The following is a 22,197-nucleotide window of genomic DNA, read 5'->3' as shown; positions in this document are numbered from 1 at the left end:
GAATGAGCGACACCGTAGCCAATCAAACCTTGCGTGCCTTGCGGCGCATTCTGCGCGCGAGCGAGCTTGGGGGGCGGCGGTTGGCAGCCGAAACCGGCCTCATCCCCTCACAGATGCTCGTGTTGCAGGAAATTGCCCGCCGAGACGACATTACGCCAGGCGCCATCGCAGCGGCCCTCCAGTTCGGCCATGCGACCGTGACCAATATTCTCGATCGTCTGGAGACGGGTGGTCTCGTCGTTCGCAGACGGGGAGAGCAGGATAAACGTCAGGTCCTGGTCCGCATCACGGAGGCCGGCGCGTCGGCACTGAAGGCAGCGCCCGACATGCTGCAATCTCGTTTCAACGCAGGCTTCACGACGTTGCCTGCCTGGGAACAGGCAATGATCCTTGCCGCACTTGAACGTCTCAGCAACGTCCTCGGTGCCAGTGACATTGATGCGGCGCCGTTGATAGATGCGGGCGCCATCGACCGCGATTGACCACAGGAAAATCATTAGCCTTTTGCGCCGCCGTATTCAGACTACGAAAACGGGGGGATTTTCGAGAACCAGCGTTTGCGTGTTGAACGCTTTGCGCACCGTTCATTCTGCGGCGAACTTTAGCGTTCCCGTCCGGTCTCTCCCCATGCGGGATTCCATACGATCCCGTTCTGATCGGTCATTTCCCAGAAGAACTTGCTGCGTGCGCGGGGACGATTGCCGATCTCGTTCATCGATTCTGAATCATAGAGCCGGCCATTGACCATCGTGTAACGCACGCTGTTCGTATTCCGGATATCGGCAAGAGGGTCGCGGTCCAGCACAATGAGGTCGGCCAGCTTCCCCGGTTCAATCGACCCAAGCTGGTGATCAAGTCCGAAGGTCTTCGCCCCGTTGATCGTGGCAGCACGAAGAATTCGCATGGGCGCCATGCCGCCCTCGGCGAGAAGTTGCATCTCCCAGTGCATCGCGATGCCCGACGCTTGACCGTGGGAGCCGACGTTCACCCGCACACCGGCGTCGTCGAGCCGCTTGATCGAGCGGCTCACCGAACGGAACCCGACATCGTAGAGTTCGTCCGCCTGGTGGATCGATTGCATGGCCCGCACATGGAGCGGCGCGTCCGAAGGCCCGGAGACCGGGTTGTAGGCATTGTTGACTCCCGGAATGAACGTCCGGACTTTCGCTTCCTTCCACGGCTCTTGGTGCTGATAGATGTAATTTTCTCCAAACAGTTCACCGAAGGTGACGATCAGTGTCGGCGTTGTCGACATCTGCGAATTACGGAATAGCTGCAGGAGATCATCATAATAGGTGGCGACCGGCAGATTGTGCTCGAGGTTGGTGTAGCCATCGAGGATCATGCTGACGTTGTCGTAGAAATGTCCGGCGCCTTCGGCATCGACCATCTGGCCGCCTTCCGCCGCGGCTTGCAGCAGCCATTGCTTCTGCGCGCGCGTCGTCAGCTTGTAGCTCTTGAAGATCGCGCCATCGGTGATCGCGGCCTTGCGCCTTGAAATGGCGCGGGCATCTTCCAGGCTTTCGATGCGATTGAAAACACGATCGGGCTTTCCGGCGCGGCCATAGATGACGTGGCCGGTGGTGATCCAGCGCGGCCCCACCATCTTGCCGACGGTCGTCATTTCGCCGGTTTCGTAGCTCGGCAGCTCATTCGCATAAGGATCGAAATTGGTCGTGATGCCATAAGCGAGCGCCGCATAGCGCGTTGGATGCTTTTGGGGCATCGCACTCGTCCCGTAACAGCAATCGATATGGCCATGGGCGTCGAACAGACCCGGCATCAACGTCCGGCCGCCGAGATCAATGACCTTCGCCTTTGCCGGCATCGTCACGCTGTCATTCGCGCCAACAGCTGCGATGCGGTTGCCCTCAACGACGACCGTGCCGCGCGGGATGACCGCTTCGTCGCCGGTCATCGGAAGGATACGGGCGTTCGTGAAGGCGATGCTTCCCACAGGAACATCGGCCGGAGCCGTAAGAGCGATCGTGCGTGCAGGCGAATCGACGATTCCGGCATCGCTGGGTGCAGTGCTGAAAAGATTCGGCCCGAGCATCCAGTAGAGGCGCGAGGAATCAGCGCTCCACGCTATCTCAAAGCCTCCGGAGCGTGTCAGAGTCCGCGCCGATGGATTGGCCTTGGCGGTGATGTTCAAAGGTGCCCCGGCATCGGGCGCGAACGGCATCAGGTGAAGTTCCTGTTCCTCCTTGAACGCGATCCATTTGAGATCTGGGCTCAACGTGAAATCGCCCGCATCGGCGGTTTCGGCATAGGCGTGGTCGCGTGGTTCCCCGCCTGTCACCGCGATGCTTCGCAGGATGACGGCGCGCTTCGCATCGTAATCGGGCTGGCCGAGGAAATAGATGCGCGTGCCGTCGGGCGAGAAGCGCGCGACGCCCGCGGTCTTCGCGAGAAAACGCGGGGTGCCGCCGGCGATTTCGGTGACGTAAAGGCCGCTCGGATCGCTCGCGCCGCCCATCGCGCTGTCGGGTTCGAGGATGCGGTAGGCGATACGGGTGCCGTCCGCGGAGAAATGCGGTTCGCCGATGATGCCTCGGCTGTGGGCGATGACGCGCTCGCTGCCGCTGCGCAGGTTCCGCAGGCGGAGGGTGCTGCCGGTTTCGTCGTTCCAGTCGGCGTAAGCGATCGACCGCCCGTCGGGTGCCCAGACCGGATCGGTCTCCGCGCCGTCGCCTTTCGTGAGACGGCGGGGCGTGGCGGTGCCCACCATATCCTGTCGCCAGAGCGACCCGAGCGCGCGGAACACCATCGTCTTGCCGTCAGGGGCGGGCGCGATCTGGCGGATGATCTTCACATCGATTGCTTGCGGCGCGAGGTCGAGCTTTACGCGCAGCGCATCGTGGATGCGGTGCCGCGCGGTTGCGCGAAATGGAATTTCGTCCGCCGCGCCGTTCCGCATGTTGACCTTGTAGAGCTTGCCTTTGCCCCAGACCGCGACGTGGAGGTTGTCTGGAAACCAGTCGAACGCCGGGTAATAGTGTTCCTGCGCGATGTAGTCGGCCTGCAGATCTCGATCGAGTTCCTGATAGACGGCCGTCTGCACGCGGGATTCGATATCGTAGCGGAACAGCACGGTTTTCGCGCCCACCCGGCGGATGAAGGCGATCATCCTTCCGTCGGGGGAAACCTGCGGGCTGGTGGCGCTGCCGAAGCCGGAAATGAGGTCGCTTGTTTCGCCGCTCGCGAGATCGCGGCGACGGATGACGAAGTTCGAAAGGCCCGGATTGTGATAGACGTAATGCGTGCCGCCCACACGCTCGGTGTAATAAAGCGCGCGGCCGTCGGGTGCATAGCGGGGCTCCTGAATATCCTTACCGCTACTCGGCGGCGCGACGATTTGCGTGTCGGCGCCCGTGACCAGATCGAAACGGCGGATCTCCGAGGTTCGCATCTCGGATACGGAGGCGCTGGACTTCGTGGCGGCAATCGCCTTGCCGTCGGGCGCCCACGACGGCGCCGTGACCATCGCAAAGGTTTCGCGACTTATCTGCCGGGCGTTTCGTCCGTCCGGGTCGGCGATCCAGATATTGTCGGCGCCGCTCTCGTCGCTCAGATAAAGTATGCTGCGTCCGTCGGGGCTGAACTGCGGGCTTCGCTGAACGGCCGGGCCAGAGAGGATGGCTTTCGCCGCGCCGCCGCTCGCGGGCATGGCATAGATATCGTTCAGCAGGTCGAACAGGATGGTCTTGCCGTCCGGACTGACATCCACGCTCATCCAAGTCCCTTCGCTGAGCGTCAATGTGACATCCTTGGCGGGCGAGGTGAGGATTTCGGGCGTCTGCTGCGCTCTTGCCGTCATCGCGACGAAGCTGGTCGCCGCGGCTGCGATAAGCGCGCTGCGAAGTGCCGGTCTGAATGTCATCCCCATCTCCCTTGATCCCTTCGCGACACTCTAGAAGTGCACACTTTCGTCCGGTGCTGCCAATGGTGCGTGTGCTGGTGACTGGTTATCACCGCGCGCGGCGGCGCATTTTCCATAACAAAAAACCAAGCAAGGACATGCTCAGCAGCCAAAGGCCTGTCGCAAGAACGGCGATACGTCCCGGCAACCCTGCGATCTCGCCTGTGTGAAACGGGAACAGTCCATCGAGAAAGGCTCTGCGGGGCGTGTTATCGGAAGCCGGCAGGTTCGCCAGAATCTGCCCGCTGTTGCCGCTCACAAATACCACGGTTCGACCGTAGGCGCGCCGGGCTTCGCCATCGGTGCGCAGTCTGACGCGCCAGGTTGCGGAAGCATCGGTTGGGAAGCTGACATCGGCGAGGCGAGCATCCGGGTAAAGCGCCATGGCAGCCTCGACCACATTGCCGAACCCAGGCGGCGATACGGCTGTCCATGGTTCGATGGGCGCGGAGATCGACGTGGGGTCGAGCCATCGCTCTACGCTGTTCTGAAACACCAGAAGCACGCCCGCCGAAGACAGGACAAGCGCAGGAAGCATACCCCAAAAGCCGATGGCGCGGTGCCAGCCGTAGACTCGCTGAACGCCGTGCAGGGCTTTGGGTGGAGGTCTCAAGGCGCGCAACCTTTTCCTTGTCGGCCACGCCATGAACATCGCGATCACGATGTTGCTTGCGAGGAGGAGGCCGCTGATGCCGACGATCCAGCTTCCCGTTTCCCCGGCCAAAAGGTCGTGGTGAAAACCGATGATCGCATCGAACACGCCGCTTTCTATGGGCGTCAGTGTTCGCAGCACATTGCCTGCGCCGTCGATGCGGACCGTGCGTTCCGCCTCTCCGTCCGGAGTCTCAACATAGACATCGTAGCGGTCGCTAGCGCCGCCGCTTGTCCACACCGATTCGATGACGAGGCCGGAACCAAGCGGTGCCAGTTCGCGGAGCCGTGTCTCGATCGCCGCCGGGTCGGTGGGGTGATGCGGTGCGCGGATCAGCGCGTCCTCAAGCTCCCAGTGGAACACAATCAGGACGCCCGATGCCGCCTGCAGGACCCAAAACAGCATTGCTGAAAGACTAAGCCAGCGATGAAGCCCGAGAAGTCCGGACCGCGCGATGCCCAAGATGCTTGCTCCTTCCGAAAATCTTCAACACTTGCGCCATAGGGGCATCCCGACGTGTAGCTGGGAAGCTGACTGGAGCGTTCATGGTGGTGCGTACGGCGCAACACCGGCCTTTGCATTTGCATCTCGTTTTCGTAGCCGCGATCGTAATTCTGATGATCAAGGTGCCGGGATGGAGATTCATATGAAGCGAGCACGGGCATACGGAATGCTACGCGCGGCGATGGCGGTAGTGGCTATGCTGCCGATTTCGCCACTTTTCGCCCAGTCCGCGGAACAGGACGCTTTGAAGCTCACGCTTAACGACGGCTACGATACACCTGACGCGCTACGCTTCGATTGGCCTGCCTTCAAGATCGGAACGGGCCAGTATGAGGCCGGACCGACGGGGCTTACGGTCTTTCGTTTCAATCGAAAGATGCTGGCGGCCGTCGATGTCCGTGGCGGTGGGCCGGGCACCGTGAATACGGAGTATCTGGGGATCGGCTATCCGTTCCCCGAACTGGACTCGGTTGTTCTATCGGGTGGCTCCTGGTACGGCCTCGAGGCCGTGACGGCGGTGAATACGGCGCTCAAGGACGAGGGCTATCGCGGCGGCAATTGGGACAATGTCGGCCTCACGGTGGGATCGATCATCTACGATTTCGGTGGACGCCGCCTCAATGAAATCTACCCGGACAAGCGCCTCGCGCAAGCAGCGCTGAAGGCGGCGGTGCCGGGCGTGTTCCCGCGCGGAGCTTACGGCGCGGGCCGTTCTGCGATTAGCGGCAGCATTTTCGGATGCAACGCTCATTCGGGGCAGGGCGGTGCGTTTCGGCAGGTCGGCGATCTGAAGATCGCGGCGTTTACGGTTGTGAACGCTCTTGGTGTGGTGACCGACCGGGAGGGCCGTACAGCAGCCTGCTACCCGGACAAGACATGGCCGGCCGGGTTCAAGACTCATGACATTCTGGCCGGAACACCCGGCAGCGGGAAGCCGGGATGGACGGGTGTGGCCCCTTCCGCCGAGAAAAAGAACACGACGATCAGCCTGATCGTCGTGAACCAGAAGATGGAGCCATGGGAGCTGAAACGACTGGCCATTCAGGTGCATACCTCAATGGCGCGCGGCATTCAGCCGTTCCAGACCGAGTTCGACGGTGACGTGCTCTACGCCGTCTCCACGGCCGAATACACCCCCGCCGACGACAAGCGTATCAGTCTGCTCGACATCGGCACGATCACGTCCGAGGTGATGTGGGATGCAATCCTCAGCGCCGTGCCGCCGCAGCCGCAGGCCGCGCTGGAGGCTCCGCCGCGCCGCGTGGTGAGTGCCGCCGATCTCGGCAAGATCGCGGGCCGTTACACGTTCAGCCCACTCGCCGCGCTGGATCTCAAGGTGGAAGGCGGACGGTTGCTCGGTCAGGCCGTCGGCGAACGCAAGGTCTTCGGCATCCCCAAGGAGACCGCAGTTGAAATTATCCCGACGGAAGGCGGAGACTATGTGGTGCCGGGCCGATACCCAACCCTGCTTCGCTTCGACGGTCGCGGCGGTCTCATCATCAACCCCGGACGCTGGCAGCAGCGCGGCCTGAAACGCCGCTGAACCCAACCTAAGGAGACATTTCCGGTATGCTGACCCAGTTCGACTGGATGGACCCGCTCGCCCTCGATTCCGAACTGACGGACGAGGAGCGGCTGATCCGCGATACAGCGCGCGCCTATGCCCAAGGCGAGCTTCTGCCGCGCATCGTGGATGCCAATCGCGAGGGGGTGTTCGACCGCGCGATCCTGCGCGAGATGGGCGCGCTCGGCCTGCTTGGCGCCACGATCCCGGAGGCGGACGGCGGCGTCGGGGCCAGTTATGTCGCTTATGGGCTGATCGCGCGCGAGGTGGAGGCCGTGGACTCCGGCTATCGCTCGGCGATGAGCGTGCAGTCGAGCCTCGTCATTCATCCCATTCACGCCTACGGCTCGGACGCGCAGCGCGCGCGCTGGCTTCCGGGGCTGATCTCGGGCGAACTGGTCGGTTGTTTCGGCCTCACCGAGCCTGGTTCCGGGTCTGATCCAGGAAGCCTTGCGACGCGCGCAGACCGTGTTCCAGGCGGGTATCGCCTCACGGGCACCAAGATGTGGATAACGAATGCGCCGATCGCGGATGTGATGGTGGTCTGGGCAAAGCTTGACGGCGTGATCCGCGGTTTTGTTCTCGAACGCGGTGCCGAGGGACTGTCGACACCCGAAATCAACGACAAACTTGCATTACGTGCTTCCATTACCGGTGAGATCGTGATGGACGGCGTCTTCGTGACCGAAGAGAACCTGCTGCCGAACGTGCAAGGCCTGAAGGGTCCGTTCGGATGCCTTAACAAGGCGCGCTACGGCATCGGCTGGGGGGCGCTGGGTGCCGCTGCGGCGTGCTGGCAGGCAGCCCGGACATACGCGCTTGAACGCCACCAGTTCGGCCGGCCGCTCGCGGCGAACCAGCTCGTGCAGCGCAAGCTCGTGGAAATGCAGGTGGAAATCGCAATCGGGCTGCAGTCCTGCCTCAAGGTCGGGCGGCTGCTCGATGCGGGCACGTGTCCTCCCGAAGCGATCTCAATTATTAAGCGCAACAGCTGCGGCAAAGCGCTCGATGTCGCGCGTGCGGCGCGTGACGTGCATGGCGGCAACGGCATTTCGGGTGCGTTTCACGTCATGCGTCACGTCTGCAACCTTGAGGCGGTCAATACATATGAAGGCACGCACGACGTTCACACACTAATCCTGGGGCGTGCGCAGACCGGTATCGCGGCTTTCGCCTGATGGCTCAGGTGCCATCCATGGTGGTGCCTTCATTGCACCGCATGTCGCGATTTTCGCATCTGCCGTGAAAGCGGCGCTTCCATAGCCTTTTTAGTCAATAACGAAGCTGCAAAAGAGGGGGTAGCAATGGTTACCAGAACAACATTCGTCGCAGGTATTTCTGCATTCGCGATGCTGGCTGCGACAACGGCTTACGCGCAGGAGTCGGCTGACGCGGTCGACAGCGGTCAAGTGATCGTTGTCACGGCCCAGAAGCGCGAGCAGCGTCTCATCGACGTTCCGATGGCGATTTCGGTGCTCGGCGGCGAGGATCTCGAACAGCGCGGCATCGACAATGTACAGGACCTGTCGTTCGCGGTTCCCGGCCTCACGATGCGTGAGGACGGCCCCGGCAGCTACACGATCTTCCTGCGCGGCCTCGCCAACCAGTCAGGCTCCGGCGCGCTCGTTAGCATGTATCTCGACGAAGCGCCGCTTTCGCTTTCCGGTTACGACCAGCTGAGCCCGGTCCCGCTCGACTTTGCGCGCGTCGAGGTGCTGAAGGGTCCGCAGGGCACGCTCTATGGTCAGGGGTCGGCGGGCGGTACGATCCGCTTCGTGACCAACGACCCGAACACCAGCCAGTTCGAAGGCAAGGTCGAGGGCGAAGTTTACAATGTAGCCGGCGGCGAGGTTGGTACGAAGCTGAGCGGCGTGCTAAATATCCCCCTGGTGCAGGATCAGCTCGCGCTGCGTATAGCGGGCGCCTATGAGCAGGGCGGTGGCTGGATCGACCAGCCGGAGGCCGGGATCAAGGACGGTAACGGCACCGAGCTTATCAATGTGCGCGCCAAGCTGCTGTGGACGCCAGGTGACAACTTCCGCGCCGAAGGCATGGTGCAGATCCACCGCGCCGACACCAAGCTCGGCACGGGCTTCGAAGAGCCGGACCGCACGGTCGACATCGGCCCGGATCGCAGCAAGGTGATGATCCCCAAGGAGTTCGACTTCGATCTCTACAATCTCGAACTCCGCTACGACATGGGCTTCGCGGAACTCGTGAGCGCCACGACCTATATCGAGCACAAGCACCAGTATCCGTTCACCTACATTCCGCGGCCGGGCAATTATTCGTACAACATCGTCGAGGGCAATGACGACCGCTGGGTGGACGCCGATCAGTTCAGCCAGGAACTCCGTCTCACGTCTTCAGGTGGACCGTTCGAATGGACGCTGGGCGCCTTCTACAGCGAAGGCGACAGGTCTCTGCTTGCCCTGTACGAATATCTCTATGCGCCTGGCGCCGACATTTCGGAGGGCGGGGGCTTTCTCATCGGCGATCTATATTATCTCTCGAAATCCAGTTCAGAGTCCTACTCGCTGTTCGCCGATGCGTCCTACAAGCTGATGGATCGCCTGACCGTCGGCGCCGGCATCCGTTATTTCAAGGACAAGCAGACGAGCCTGATCGAGTACGCGCCGGGAACCGGTGTCGAGCAGTCGGCGAAGTTCGATTCCGTCGACCCGCGCCTCTACATCTCGTACCAGTATTCGGATAACGGCAGCATTTACGCCAACGTTGCCAAGGGTTTCCGCTCGGGCGGTTTCAACTCAGCGCCGTTCGCAGCTTACAACCCCGAGAAGATCTTCACGTACGAGATCGGCACGAAGGGCATGACGTCGGATGGCACGTTCAGCTACGACATCGCCGCGTTCTTTACGCAGTACAAGGATATGGTGCGCCGTCGCCTTGTGAACGTGAACGGCGCTTTCCTCTCGGAGTCGAGCAATATCGGCAAGGTCGAGGTGAAGGGCATCGAAGTGGGCGCGGCTGTGCGTCCGACAACCGGCCTCACGTTTACGGCAAGCGCCGCATATCTCGACAGCGAGATCGTTGCAACGGATGCCGCCGATACGGTCAATATTCCGGGCGATCGCACCGACTACACGCCGAAGTTCAGCATCACGCTCGGTACGAATTACGAATTCGACTGGGCGGCGAACGTGCCCGGCTTCGTGCGCGTGGACTACAGCTACCGCGACAAGGTGACATATATCGACCGGTCGAGCTTCCTGCCGTCGGTGTTGCCGCAGGCATCGGACGACATCGGACTCCTGAATGCGCGGATCGGGGCGACATTCGGCGCGGTCGGTGTCGAGCTATACGGCCAGAACATCGCCAACGTGAACAAGGCGATCGACCCCTATCAGGGTTGGGCGAACTCGAACCGCACGCGGCCGCGCGTGATCGGCATCAAGGGTTCGGTCAGCTTCTGAGCGAAATGGGCGGCGTCTTCCAGGGTGCCGCCCTTATCCAAGGTATTCGCGTTGCTTGGTTCACCGGTTCTTGACCCCAACCGGCCGGGATGGGAAGCTCCGTCCGGCCGGGAGGGTTATGTGCTGGAGCGTAAGGTCAAGGGCGTCAATCCGCCGTCGCGCAAGTCGCTGCCGCCGTTTGAAGCTCTGCGCGCGTTCGATGCGGTTGCACGCCTGAAAGGCGTGCGGCGGGCCGCGCAGAGCCTCGGCCGCGATCACGCGGTGATCAGCCGCCATCTGCGAACCCTCGAAACCTGGACCGGTACGGCGCTCATCGAGCGCACGTCCGCCGGGGTGGTGCTTACCGAAGCCGGCATTCGCTACCACGAGCAGGTCGCGATGGCGCTCGATCTGCTGGCCGATGCCACGATGGAGCTGATCCGACGGGGAAGCGAACACCGCCTGCATATCTGGTGTATGCCGGGATTCGCGCTGCACTGGATGTCCCGCCGTGTCGGCGCGTTCGAGCGGCTCGATCCGTCGGTGCAGATCGAAATACGCCCCACGGATCGCAGCCCGGATTTCGGATCGCACGAAACAGACATCGACATCCGCTTCGTGCCGACATACGGCTCGCCGTTCCTGCTGGGGCCCAAGCTGCGCCACATCGAACTTGCGCGCGTGCCCATCGTCGCGGTGGCGAGCCCAGACTATCTTGCCGCCGCCGCCAGGATCGAGAAGCCGGGAGATTTGCTGCGCCACCGGCTGCTTCACGAAGACAATTTCGATTCCTGGGTGAACTGGCTTTCCGCGCACGGCATCTACGACGATATCGACCTGACGGGGCCCAAGCTGTGGCAGGGCCACCTGACGCTCGACGCCGCGCTGCACGGGCGCGGCGTGGCGCTTGCGAACCATCTCGTCGCCTCCGACGATCTGGCGAGCGGCCGCCTCATCGAAATCGGGAAGGGGCTCGAAAGCTTCCAGCCCTACAGCGACGGCATTTACCTGTTTATCGCGCGCGGCGACCGCTGGGACGCACCGCTCATCCGCCGCTATCGCCGCTGGTTGAAAGACGCGATCGCGAAATCTCTCTCCGGCAAGGCCTGAGAGCCCTCAGCGCCCTCAGCTTGCGGCGGCAAGCCGAGGGACGAAGACATCGAGCGCTGCGAGCGATCGTTCCAGGATCGTCAGTCCCTCTTCAAGCTGCGCATCGGGAATCGTCAGCGGCATCAGGAAGCGGATGACGTTGCCCTTGGTGCCGCAGGAAATCAGGATAAGGCCCTGCTTCTGCGCCTCGGCGATCAGCGCGCGGGTGAGCGCCGCGTCGGCCGCGTGCGGGGCTTCGGCGGAACAAAGCTCCATCGCGACCATCGCGCCCAGGCGGCGAATGTCGCCGATCACGCCCTTGCGCGCGCGGGCGCGAAGATCGGTGAGCCGCGCCTCGATCGTTTGGCCCATCGCCTCGGCGCGTGCGCAAAGGCCTTCGCGTTCGATGACGTCGAGCACGGCGAGTGCCGCCGCGCAGGCGACCGGTGAACCTGCGTAGGTGCCGCCGAGACCGCCTATCGGAGAGGCGTCCATCAGATCAGCCCGGCCGGTGACCGCGGCGAGCGGATAGCCGCCTGCGATCCCCTTTGCCATCGTGACGATGTCGGCCTCGATGCCCGCGCGGGCGTGGGCGAAATACGCGCCTGTCCGTCCGAAACCGGTCTGGATTTCATCGATGATGAGCAGGATGCCATGATCGTCGCAAAGCTGGCGCAGCGCCTGCAGAAGTTCGACGGACGCGATGTTGAAGCCGCCTTCGCCCTGCACGGGTTCGATGATGATCGCCGCCACGCGCGCGGGATCGACGTCTTCGTGGAAGATGTCGTGGATGCTGGCGATGCTGTCTTCAACGGTGATGCCCGCGGCTTCATCCGGGAAACGCGCGTGGAAAACCTCGGCGGGGAAGGGGCCGAAACCGGCCTTGTAGGGCGTCACCTTGCCGGTGAGCGCCATCGTCATCATCGTCCGGCCGTGGAAGCCTGCCGCAAAGGCGATCACCGCGCTGCGGCCCGTTGCGACGCGCGCGACCTTCACGGCGTTCTCCACCGCCTCCGCGCCCGTCGAAACGAGGATCGTCTTGCGCGGACTGCTGCCGGGTACGAGCGCGTTCAGGCGCTGCGCGAGTTCGACATATTGCGGGTACATGGCGACGTTGAAGCTCGTGTGCGTGAAGCGGTCGAGCTGGGCGATCACGGCGGCCTTCACATCCGGGTGATTGTGGCCTGTGTTGCAGACGGCGATGCCGGCGGCGAAATCGATATAGCGGCGTCCTTCAAGATCCCAGATCTCTGCATTCCGCGCGCGGTCGCAAACGATGCTGGTGACGTGGGAGACGCCGCGCGCCACGGCTTCAACGCGCGCTTCGAGCACTTCATTGCTGGTCTTCATATCGCTCTCCTGTTCATGCCGCCGCGGCGATTCCGCCGAGCGCGAGATACTTGATTTCAACGAAATCCTCGATGCCGTAGCGCGACCCTTCGCGCCCCATGCCCGACTCCTTGATCCCGCCGAACGGCGCGCCCTCGTTCGACGTCAGCACCTCGTTGGCGCCGACCATGCCATATTCCAGCGCTTCGGCCACACGGAACACGCGCCCGATGTCGCGCGACCAGAAATAGGCGGCAAGGCCATAGGGCGTGTCGTTTGCGCGGGCGATGACTTCGGCTTCGGTTTCAAAGGGTGTGAGCGGCGCGACGGGGCCGAAAATCTCGGCGTGCGCGATGTCCATTTCGGGGAGGACGCCGGTGAGGACTGTCGGCGCGTAGAAGTTGCCGCCGCGTTCGTGCCGCCCGCCGCCGAGCACGGCGACAGCGCCCTTGCCGAGTGCATCCTGCACGAGGCTGTCGACCTTCTCCACTGCCGCGACATTGATGAGTGGGCCGATCTGCGTACCGCTTTCGAAGCCATCGCCGACATTGAGCATACGCACCGCCTCCGCGTATTTGTGCGCGAAGGCCGTCATGACGCCGGACTGCACATAGATGCGGTTTGCCGACACGCAGGTCTGCCCGGCATTGCGGAATTTCGTGGCCATTGCGCCCGCAACCGCGGCATCGAGATCGGCGTCTTCGAAGACGATGAACGGCGCGTTGCCGCCGAGTTCGAGGCTGAGCTTCTTCACCGTATCCGCGCATTGGCGCATCAGCAGCTTGCCGACGCGCGTGGAGCCGGTGAAGGAGAGTTTGCGGACGTCTGGGCTTGCCGTCAGCACGCCGGCCACTTCGGCGGCCTGCGCCGCCGTCACCACCGTCATCACGTCTTCGGGAAGGCCGGCGTCCGCTGCCAGCACGGCGAGGGCGAGCGCCGAGAGCGGCGTATCTTCAGCCGGCTTCACGACAATCGTGCAGCCCGCCGCGAGCGCAGGGGCGACCTTGCGCGTGATCATGCCGCTCGGGAAATTCCACGGCGTGATCGCGCCGACGACGCCGACGGGCTGCTTCAGAACGAGGCAGCGCTTGTCGGGTGCGTGGGCGGGAACGATGTCGCCGTAAACGCGCTTCGCCTCCTCGGCGAACCATTCGATGAAATTCGCGCCGAACAGGATTTCGCCGCGCGCCTCGGCAAGCGGCTTGCCTTGTTCCAGCGTCAGGATTTCGGCGAGCACGTCGGCATTCTCAACGACGAGCCCGTGCCAGCGGCGGAGGATGGCGCCGCGTTCCTTGGCGGTGAGTGCGCTCCACGCCGGGAAGGCCGATTTCGCTTTCGCGATTGCAGCGCGCATGTCGTCGGCGGTGCCGTCCGCGACATCGGCAATGTGCGCGCCATTTGCCGGATTGAAGACCGCGAAGGTTCGCGCTGCCGGCTCACCCAGCTTCAATCCACGAGCGATGAGTTCCGCCGCTGCGGTCGAGATGGGCAGCGCCATCACAGCACACCGAAGGCTTGAGCGGTGCCATCGAGACCGGTTTTCAGCTTCCCGACCATCTCGTCGATCTCCGCGCGTGTGATGACGAGCGGCGGGCTCAGCACCATCGCCTGCCCGACCGCGCGGGCGATGAGGCCGTTCTCCCACAGTATCTCGCGGCAATGGATGGAGGCCTGCTCCTCGGCGGTGAAGACCGTCTTTGGCGCCTTGGCACGCACGAGTTGCAGCGCGGCGACAAGGCCGACGCCGCGCACTTCGCCGACAAGCGGGTGCGCATCGGCGAGCTGGCGCAGCGACTGATGGAAATAGGGGCCGACATCCTCGCGGACGCGATCGACGAGGCCTTCGTTCGCGATGATGTCGATATTGGCGCTCGCGACCGCGCAGGCGACCGGATGGCCCGAATAGGTGAAACCGTGCGCGAGGAGGCCGCCCTCGTTCAACACCTCGAACACCCTGGTGCCCACGGCGACGGCGGCGATCGGCAGGTAGCCGGAAGACAGGCCCTTCGCCATCGGCATCAGGTCGGGCTTGATGTCGTAATATTGCGATCCGAACCATTCGCCGGTGCGGCCGAACCCGCAGATCACTTCGTCGGCGACGAGCAGGATGTCGTATTGGCGGCAGATGCGCTGGATTTCCGGCCAGTAAGTGGAGGGCGGATCGATAACGCCGCCCGCGCCCTGCAGCGGCTCACCGATGAACGCGGCGACGTTCTCCGGCCCGAGTTCGAGGATCTTTTCCTCCAGCGCTCGCGCGGCCTTCAGGCCGAACTCGTCGCGCGTCAGGCCGTCGCCGAGCAGATAGTGGTGCGGGTGCATGATGTGCGCGAAGCCGGGCAGCATCTGGGGCGCCATACCGTGCATGTGCGACATGCCGCCGAGGCCGACGGCGCAAAGCGTGCTGCCGTGATAGCCGAGGTCGCGGCCGATGAAGGTCTGCTTCGTCGGCTTGCCCTGCAGCATCCAGTAGCGGCGGACGAGGCGGACGATGGTGTCGTTCGCTTCCGAGCCGGAATTCGCGAACAGGATGTGATCGAGCCCCTCTGGCGTCAGCTTCGCGATCTTTTCGGCGAGTTCGATCATCTGCGGCGTCGCGGTGCCGAAGTGGTTGTTGTAGTAGGCGAGCTCGTTCATCTGCCGCGCGGCGATGTCCGAAAGCTCGGGGCGCCCGTAGCCGACTGCGACGCACCAGAGGCCCGCCATGCCGTCGAGCAGGCGGTTGCCTTCATTGTCCCACACGTAGCAGCCCTTGCCCTGCGTGATGATGCGCGTGCCCTTTGCCGCGAGCGCCTTCGGATCCGCGAACGAATGGACGTGGTGCGCGGCATCGACGGACTGGAGCGCGGCGGTATCGGCGAAGTTGCGAAGCATGAACTCAAATTCCTCACGGTTTCGGCCCGCGTTTGCGGCGGGAACCCATGCGCGCGATCATTCAGTCGGCCGCCGGAAGGGCCAAGGCGACAAACGGGCGAGGGGTGGTGCATGTGCTGCACCAACGCGGCGCGAGGTTCAGCGGAATGCGGCCGGGCCGATGCCCTTGCCCGCGATGGGCGAGCCTGGAAGCGGGCGGTAGTTGGCATCAACGCGCGGATCGCCCGCGATGACGCCTTCGAGCATCACACCTGTCGCGCTCGTGTCGGCGGCGTTGCCGTGGAGCGCGAGGTTGCGGCCGACGATGCGGCTTTTTCCCGTTGCGTTGAGCGCGATGGGCTTGCTCCCCAGGATGAGCGAGTCCGAAACAGAGATCGCAGCGTCGTCTTCGGCGTAGAGGCCGTCGTCGGCGCTTTGGTCGACCGCGATGCGCGTGAGATGGGCGGTGCTGTCGTTGTAGGCGGCGACCGCCGAGGAATCGTTGTTGCGGAACACGGCTCCGTCGAGCCGCAAGTATGCGCCCTCGTAGAGCCATGTCGCGATATGGCCGTCGAGCACCTGAAGATCCCGCACGTCGAGGATCGTGGCGCCGCGCCCGGTGAGGCCCATTTTCTGGTAGCGGCGGATGGTGACGCCCGAGATGCGCGCGCGGCTGTCCACCGCGAAGATGCCGTGGCCTTCATAGATGTCATCTTCCTCGATATCGAAGCGGAAGCCGGTGATATCGAGGCCGCTGATCGTCACGTCGGCGTTTCTGAGGCCGATGGCCGTCGTCGGCAGGCCCGCGCTGCCGTCGAGGATCGCGCCTTTCTCGCCTGCGATTGTGAGGCGTTTGCCATCGACGGCGATGAACGCGCGAACGATGATTTCCTTGTACGGCAGATCCCGATAGGCGCGCGGCGTGTAGACGCCCGCGCGCACGAGGACGGTGTCGCCGTCGACGGCCCTGTCGATCGCGGCCTGTATCGCGCCGTCGCCCGCGAAGGTGCAGCCCTTCGCAGCTGCCGGACAGGCGACGAGCGTTGCGCCGAGCGCGGGGCAGGCCGTGCCGGCAAACAGGCCGATGGCGGCCAGCATGATTTTCATTCGCAATCCCTCCCGGTCCTTACGCTCGCGAACGGAGCGCGCGGACCAGCCATGTCCGCAGCAGCAGAACGAACAGCGCGCCGCTTGCCACGACGGCGGCATGGATCATCCAGAAGCCCAGCGGGCCGACCGGCTCGTAGAAACGGCCGAGCCAGCCGCTGACGATGCCCCCGATAAAAATGCCGAGATAATAGGCGCCGACCATCATCGCGTTCACCGCGGCGGGCGCATCGCGCGACACGAGCGCAAGCGCGATGGGGGCGATGTAGAGGTAGCCGACGGCGCACAGGAAGTGGAAGATCACCGGCCAGAACAGGGAGACCTTGCCGCTGCCGGCGGCGAATTCGCCGAGGCTGAGCAGCAGGCAGGCGATGCCGAACGCGCAGCAGCCGATGGCGATTTTCGATAGCTCGGCAGGCTCCGTGCCGCGCTTCGCCTGTCTCCGCCACGCGACGACCATCACCGGCGCGAGCAGCAGAACGGCAAGCGAATCGAGCGACTGGAACCAGGTGACGGGCACGGTCCAGCCCAGGATGTCGCGGCCGACGTGATCGCGCAGCCACAGCGGATAGGTGTTCCACACCTGCGCCTGCGCGGTCCAGTAAAGCGCGGTGATCGAAAGCACGACGAGGAGCGCGATGATGACGCGGCCGTCGCCGGGTTCGAGCTTCGGCTTGTCACCGCGTTCGATGGCGGCGTTCTCGGGCGGGAGATAGCGAGAGCCCGCGAGGTAGATGACGATGCCGACCAGCATTCCGATACCGGCCGCGCCAAAGCCGTAATGCCAGCCGAAAAGCTCGCCGAGCGTGCCGCAGATGAGCGGCGCGATCGTCGCGCCGACGTTGATCGCGGTGCAATAGATCGTGAAGGCGCCGTCGCGGCGGCTGTCGTTCTTTGCGTAGAGATCGCCGACCTGCGCGGCGAGGTTGCCCTTGAGCAGGCCTGCGCCGAGGATCAGCGAACCGAGTGCGGGAAGGAATGCAGCCTCGAAGGCCATGAGGAAGTGGCCGATCGCCATAAGACCCGCGCCCGCGAGCACAGCGCGCTTGCGGCCCGTCACGCGGTCTCCGAGGAGGCCACCGAGCACCGGCGTGAAATAGATGAGGCCGACGTACAGGCCAAAGATCTGCGAGGCGAGCGCCTGTACCGAGAGCGGTCCGGTGATGGCTTCGATCGCGTTGCGGAAGCCGGCGAAGCCCCACACGGCCTCGATATTGCCGGGGTGCAGCAAGTGGCCTGCCATGTAGAGCACGAGCAGCGCCTGCATTCCGTAGAAGGAGAAGCGCTCCCACGCTTCGGTGAAGGCGATGTAGGCAAGTCCGCGCGGCTGGCCCCAGATTTCGCGGGGTTGCTCGGAAGCCAGGCAGGGTGCGTCGACGGCGGTGGTCATCGTGTGGTCTTGCCTCCGCCGATCATCATCAACCAATAGCCTCGACAACCGAATTGAAGAAATCATTGTCGAGGATGGCTTCGGCCCCTTTCGGTTTCGACCGCGCGCTCAGGACCACGATCTGGATGCGGCGCGCCGGGTTCAGATAGATATATTGGCCAAAGATGCCGCGTGCTGAAAAGGCACCATCGGCAAACGTGCCGTCGCGTGCCGGAACCGGCCACCACATGTATCCGTAGTCGAGCCGCTGGCCGCCGACCTCGCGCGGGCGGGTGGCTTCCACCGTCCAGCCTTCGGGGAGGACCGGATCGCCATCTATGACTCCGCCTTCAAGGATGAACCGGCCGAAACGCGCATAGTCGCGAAGCGTCGCGCAAAGACCGCTGCCCGCGACCTCGAGGCCGCCCGGCGCTTCCAGCCACCATTCGGCATCGGCTTCGGTGCCGATGCGCGACCAGATTCGTTCCGAAAGATAGTCTGCAAGCCACTTGCCCGTCGCAGCGCGCACCAGCGCGCCGACGACGTGCGTTTCGCCGGTGCTGTAGTTCCAGAGCGAGCCCGGCGCGTGCGCGCGCGGCAGGCTCGCCATGTAGCGCATGATCGCGCCCGGCTGCTGCCCGATCTGCAGGTCCAGCATGTGCCGCCGCTCCGAAGCCGGGTCTGTATGCGTGTCGTCCCAGCGGACGCCCGAGGTCATCAGCATCAGTTCGCGGATGGAAACGCCGTCGTAGCCGCTGCCGGAAAGCTCTGGCAGGTAGCGGGTCAGCGGATCCTCGACCGAAGCGATGTGACCGTCCCGGATCGCCGCGCCGACAAGCGTGGTGCTGACCGATTTCGCCATCGACATCGAAAGCCAGCGCGTCGCGGCGGTGATGCCGAGCTCATATTGCTCGTGGACGAGCGCATCGTCCTGCATGACGAGCAGCCCCGCGACACGGTTGCGCGACATGTAGTCGTAGAGGTCGTAGGTCGTGCCATTGGCGCGAATGGGAAAATCGGGAAGTCCTGCCGCCGCAGCGGCGCCGAGGGCACGCACAGGCGCACCGCTGCGGACCGTACGCGTGGCGAAGGCACGCTCGGTCTGCCCGAAAATCCGCACCTGCTCGTCGGGCATCAACTGCCCCGCGTAGACATCAACCATCAGTGCAGCGGGCGGAGCATTAACAGCGTGGGGCATGTCCCTGTTTTCGGCGTGCTGCAATTCCGGCTCCCTTGTCGGCGGCATCGTTCCTCCCGCGTCGTTCGAGCGGTTATGCAGGATGCGGGCGCATCACTGAGGTGCGAAGGGAGCAATGGCCGGTGTGCGCCAATCACCAGCGCGCTCCACGCGCCGGTGCGTCAACGGCACCGCGCCTTGCTCAAAAATGGGCTTGTCGCGGCGTGGTACAGGGAGGCAACGTCATTAAAACGCGCTTGGGCGCATCAACAGGAAAGGGTGCGACGTGCGTGTAGATGAAAAGATGAAGGCAGAAGCGGTCGGTGCCAACTTCGACAGGGCCATGTTCCTGCATGTGCGCGAACGCACCCGGAAGGTCATCAATGATATCGCGGCAGCCATCCATCCCGGAATGCTCGAGGAAGACGCCGTCGCGATGGCGAAGGATCAGCTCCGCGCGGCGGAAATGCTGCGCGGATGGCATGGGCTCCACGTCCGCTTCGGGGCCAACACGCTCAAGAATTTCGGCCAGCCGTCCGAGCCTGGCGTGGCGCTGCGGGATAATGACATCTTCTTCATCGACATCGGCCCCGTCTGGCAGAAGTGGGAAGGCGATGGCGGTGATACGTTCGTTGTCGGCAATGATCCGGAAATGCTGGGCGCGCAGCGCGACGTGCGTGACCTCTTCGGCCGGGCCCGTGCGAAGTGGCTCACCGACGGGCTTTCGGGCATGGACCTTTACGATTTCGCCGCCGCCGAGGCGCGGGCGATGGGCTGGGAACTCAATCTCGACATGTCGGGGCACCGGCTCGCGGACTTTCCGCACGCCGTGCTGCACAAGGGATCACTTGCCGAAGCGCCGTTCGCGCCCTCGCCCGGGCTCTGGGTTCTCGAAATCCAGATCCGTCATCCGGATCGGCCGTTCAGCGCCTTCTATGAAGATCTGTTGCTGACGGATTGAGCGGCGTAAGGCCCCGTCTTCAGGCCTGTCGCAGGAGGCGGACGATCGCTTCGTCCAGCGCCGAGAGGAAGCGTGAGCGGTCGGCCTTGGTGAACGGGGGCGGGCCGCCGATCGCGTCGCCGTTGGCGCGCAGGTCGGCCATGATCGCCCGCGTGGCAACCGCACTCCCGATGGAATTGGCGGTGAAGGGCTTGCCATTTGGCCCGATGACGATCGCGCCCGCCTTTACGCAGCGGTCGGCGAGCAGGATATCGGCCGTGATGCAGACCGTGGCCCGGCCCGCGCGTTCGGCGATCCAGTCGTCGGCCGCGTCGAAGCCGTCGCTAACGACGACCCGGCTGATCAGTCCATGCGCGGGGGTGCGGATCGGGCTGTTGCTCACGATCGTCACCGGCACTGCGTGGCGGAAGGCGACCTTGTATATCTCGTCCTTCACCGGGCAGGCATCGGCATCGACGAGAATCTGCGTCACCGCGGGCGGCCCGGCTTCTTGTTGCCGCCCGGCTTGCGACCGGGATGCCGGGCACCGCGCGCATCGGCGCCCCGATCGGCGCCCCGCGCACCGGCACCATACGAAGGCTTCGGGCGATGCGGACGCGATGGCCCCGCCCCGGCATTGTCCGCATTGCGGCGGTTGTCCCGCGCTGCTTCGCGCGGCTGCCCTTCGATGGGCACGATTTCGACATCGTCGTCGCTCTCGCTTGCCGTGGACCGGACCATATTGAGGAAGCGGGCGGCGGCGGCTTGCTGAACTTCGAACAAGGTTTCGTTCGCCGTAATGCGGATCGCGCCGATATCGCTGCGGCTGACATGGCCTCGGCGGCAGAGCAGGGGCAGAATCCAGCGCGGATCGGCGTTCTGCCTGCGGCCCACGTTCAGCCGGAACCACGCGCTACCTTCGAAGCCGTCGCGCGGCGCACGCGGGCCGGGCGTGCCGTTCTCCGCGATCAGTTCCTCCGGCTCGGGCAGCGCGGCGCGATGGATATGCACCAGCGCGGCGGCGATCTCTTCCGGGCTGCGTTCCGCCAGTAGCCGGCTGGCGAGTGCGCGGTCTTCCTCAGCGACCTCGGTCGGTGCGAGCAGCCGGGCAAGCAGCCTTTCGCTATCGGCGCTGCGAATTTCGTCGGCCGTGGGGGGCGCGATCCAGTCCGCCGCGATGCGCGCGCCGCGCAGCATGGATTCCACGCGCCGGCGCCGCGGATACGGCACCACCAGGATCGCAGTGCCTTTCTTGCCGGCGCGGCCCGTGCGCCCCGATCGATGCTGCAAAGCTTCGGCATCGCGCGGTATCTCGACATGGATGACGAGCGACAGGCCGGGCAGGTCGATACCGCGCGCGGCGACATCGGTTGCGACACAGACACGCGCGCGCCGGTCGCGGAGTGCCTGAAGCGCCTGATTTCGCTCATTCTGGCTATGCTCGCCGGAAAGCGCCACCGCCGTGAAGCCGCGCTCGGTCAGGCTTGCGTGCAGATGCCGCACATTGTCGCGCGTCGCGCAGAACAATATGGCCGTCTCCGCCTCGTGAAAGCGCAGCAGATTGACGACGGCGTGTTCGATGTCGGACGGCGCGATGGCGACGGCCTGATAGCTGATGTCGCCATGCCCGCGATTTTCCTCAACCGTCGAAATGCGCAGCGCATCGCGCTGATAGCGGCGCGCCAGTGCGACGATCGGCTTTGGCATGGTTGCCGAAAACAACAATGTGCGCCGTTCCTGCGGCGTGGCGTCGAGAAGCTCTTCCAGATCCTCGCGGAAGCCCATGTCGAGCATCTCGTCGGCTTCGTCCAGGATGACTGCGGCGAGCGCGCGGAGGTCCAGCGCACCGCGCTCCAGATGGTCGCGCAGGCGGCCGGGCGTGCCCACGACGATCTGCGCGCCGCGCGCAAGCGCCCGCCGCTCGAGCGAGGGGTTCATGCCGCCCACGCACGTCGCGACCCGCGCGCCGGTGCCGTCGTAGAGCCAGGACAATTCGCGGCTGACCTGGAGCGCCAGCTCGCGCGTGGGCGCGATAACGAGCGCGAGTGGGGCCTCGGCGGGCCGTGCCACGCTCTTTTCATCGAGCAATTCGGCTGCGATGGCGAGGCCGAAAGCCACCGTCTTGCCGGAGCCCGTTTGGGCGGAAACGATCAGATCGCGCCCCTGCGCCTCGGTTTCCAGCACGGCGGCCTGCACGGGGGTGGGCTCGGCGTAGCCGCGCGTCTGGAGCGCTTCGGATAGAAACGCGGGAATGTTCTTGAAAGTCATGTTCTCTTGCTTG

General features: G+C 64.2%; 16 protein-coding genes. 6 read left to right on the top strand and 10 right to left on the bottom strand.

Annotated features, from left to right (window positions below; translation table 11 throughout):
• Positions 1-2: 2 nt before the first annotated feature.
• The gene (locus tag H2052_RS08295; protein WP_293780049.1) at positions 3-482 is read left to right on the top strand and encodes a MarR family transcriptional regulator; all 480 of its coding nucleotides are present in this window, start codon (positions 3-5) and stop codon (positions 480-482) included.
• A gap of 119 nt (positions 483-601) precedes the next feature.
• On the opposite strand, the gene H2052_RS08290 is transcribed toward H2052_RS08295, so the two are convergent.
• The gene (locus H2052_RS08290) at positions 602-3,883 is read right to left on the bottom strand and encodes an LpqB family beta-propeller domain-containing protein (protein ID WP_293780047.1); all 3,282 of its coding nucleotides are present in this window, start codon (positions 3,881-3,883) and stop codon (positions 602-604) included.
• A gap of 88 nt (positions 3,884-3,971) precedes the next feature.
• Positions 3,972-5,036, bottom strand: a complete 1,065-nt coding sequence (locus H2052_RS08285; RefSeq protein ID WP_293780045.1) for a PepSY-associated TM helix domain-containing protein — start codon at positions 5,034-5,036, stop codon at positions 3,972-3,974.
• 286 nt (positions 5,037-5,322) lie between these two features.
• On the opposite strand from H2052_RS08285, the gene H2052_RS08280 reads away from it, so the two are divergent.
• The 4 genes from H2052_RS08280 to H2052_RS08265 all read left to right on the top strand — a co-directional run bounded on the left by H2052_RS08280 (position 5,323) and on the right by H2052_RS08265 (position 11,165).
• On the top strand, positions 5,323-6,621 hold the full coding sequence (locus H2052_RS08280; protein ID WP_293780043.1) for a P1 family peptidase: 1,299 nt from the start codon (positions 5,323-5,325) through the stop codon (positions 6,619-6,621).
• A gap of 26 nt (positions 6,622-6,647) precedes the next feature.
• Positions 6,648-7,820 (top strand): acyl-CoA dehydrogenase family protein, encoded by a 1,173-nt coding sequence (locus tag H2052_RS08275; RefSeq protein WP_293780041.1) that lies wholly within the window; start codon positions 6,648-6,650, stop codon positions 7,818-7,820.
• 126 nt (positions 7,821-7,946) lie between these two features.
• A complete protein-coding gene (locus H2052_RS08270) occupies positions 7,947-10,076 on the top strand; it encodes a TonB-dependent receptor (RefSeq protein WP_293780039.1) in 2,130 nt (709 codons plus the stop codon).
• 120 nt (positions 10,077-10,196) lie between these two features.
• On the top strand, positions 10,197-11,165 hold the full coding sequence (locus H2052_RS08265; RefSeq protein ID WP_293780037.1) for a LysR substrate-binding domain-containing protein: 969 nt from the start codon (positions 10,197-10,199) through the stop codon (positions 11,163-11,165).
• Between the two features lie 15 nt (positions 11,166-11,180).
• On the opposite strand, the gene gabT is transcribed toward H2052_RS08265, so the two are convergent.
• From gabT to H2052_RS08235, 6 genes are all read right to left on the bottom strand, one after another.
• On the bottom strand, positions 11,181-12,494 hold the full coding sequence (gene gabT / locus H2052_RS08260; RefSeq protein ID WP_293780035.1) for a 4-aminobutyrate--2-oxoglutarate transaminase: 1,314 nt from the start codon (positions 12,492-12,494) through the stop codon (positions 11,181-11,183).
• A 13-nt stretch (positions 12,495-12,507) separates the two neighbouring features.
• Positions 12,508-13,971, bottom strand: coding sequence for an NAD-dependent succinate-semialdehyde dehydrogenase (locus H2052_RS08255; protein ID WP_293780033.1), 1,464 nt, complete (start codon positions 13,969-13,971; stop codon positions 12,508-12,510).
• Positions 13,971-15,344, bottom strand: a complete 1,374-nt coding sequence (locus H2052_RS08250; protein WP_293780031.1) for an aspartate aminotransferase family protein — start codon at positions 15,342-15,344, stop codon at positions 13,971-13,973. Before H2052_RS08250 ends, H2052_RS08255 begins: the two co-directional genes overlap by 1 nt.
• A gap of 138 nt (positions 15,345-15,482) precedes the next feature.
• Positions 15,483-16,430 (bottom strand): hypothetical protein, encoded by a 948-nt coding sequence (locus H2052_RS08245; RefSeq protein WP_293780029.1) that lies wholly within the window; start codon positions 16,428-16,430, stop codon positions 15,483-15,485.
• A 19-nt stretch (positions 16,431-16,449) separates the two neighbouring features.
• Complete coding sequence (locus H2052_RS08240; protein WP_293780027.1) at positions 16,450-17,820, bottom strand: peptide MFS transporter; 1,371 nt, start codon at positions 17,818-17,820, stop codon at positions 16,450-16,452.
• A 28-nt stretch (positions 17,821-17,848) separates the two neighbouring features.
• Positions 17,849-18,997, bottom strand: coding sequence for a serine hydrolase (locus tag H2052_RS08235; protein ID WP_293780025.1), 1,149 nt, complete (start codon positions 18,995-18,997; stop codon positions 17,849-17,851).
• A gap of 265 nt (positions 18,998-19,262) precedes the next feature.
• Between H2052_RS08235 and H2052_RS08230 the strand changes: the two genes are divergently transcribed.
• A complete protein-coding gene (locus tag H2052_RS08230; protein WP_293780023.1) occupies positions 19,263-19,937 on the top strand; it encodes a M24 family metallopeptidase in 675 nt (224 codons plus the stop codon).
• A gap of 19 nt (positions 19,938-19,956) precedes the next feature.
• Here H2052_RS08230 and H2052_RS08225 read toward each other — a convergent pair whose 3' ends face one another.
• Both H2052_RS08225 and H2052_RS08220 read right to left on the bottom strand, forming a co-directional pair.
• Entirely contained in the window at positions 19,957-20,409 is a 453-nt protein-coding gene (locus H2052_RS08225) for a YaiI/YqxD family protein (RefSeq protein ID WP_293780021.1), read from the bottom strand.
• Entirely contained in the window at positions 20,406-22,184 is a 1,779-nt protein-coding gene (locus tag H2052_RS08220) for a DEAD/DEAH box helicase (protein ID WP_293780019.1), read from the bottom strand. Before H2052_RS08220 ends, H2052_RS08225 begins: the two co-directional genes overlap by 4 nt.
• Positions 22,185-22,197: the final 13 nt, after the last annotated feature.

It is taken from the genome of Sphingosinicella sp. (assembly GCF_013911755.1).
Taxonomy (GTDB): domain Bacteria; phylum Pseudomonadota; class Alphaproteobacteria; order Sphingomonadales; family Sphingomonadaceae; genus Sphingosinicella.
This window is presented reverse-complemented; position numbering and strand designations above follow the sequence as displayed.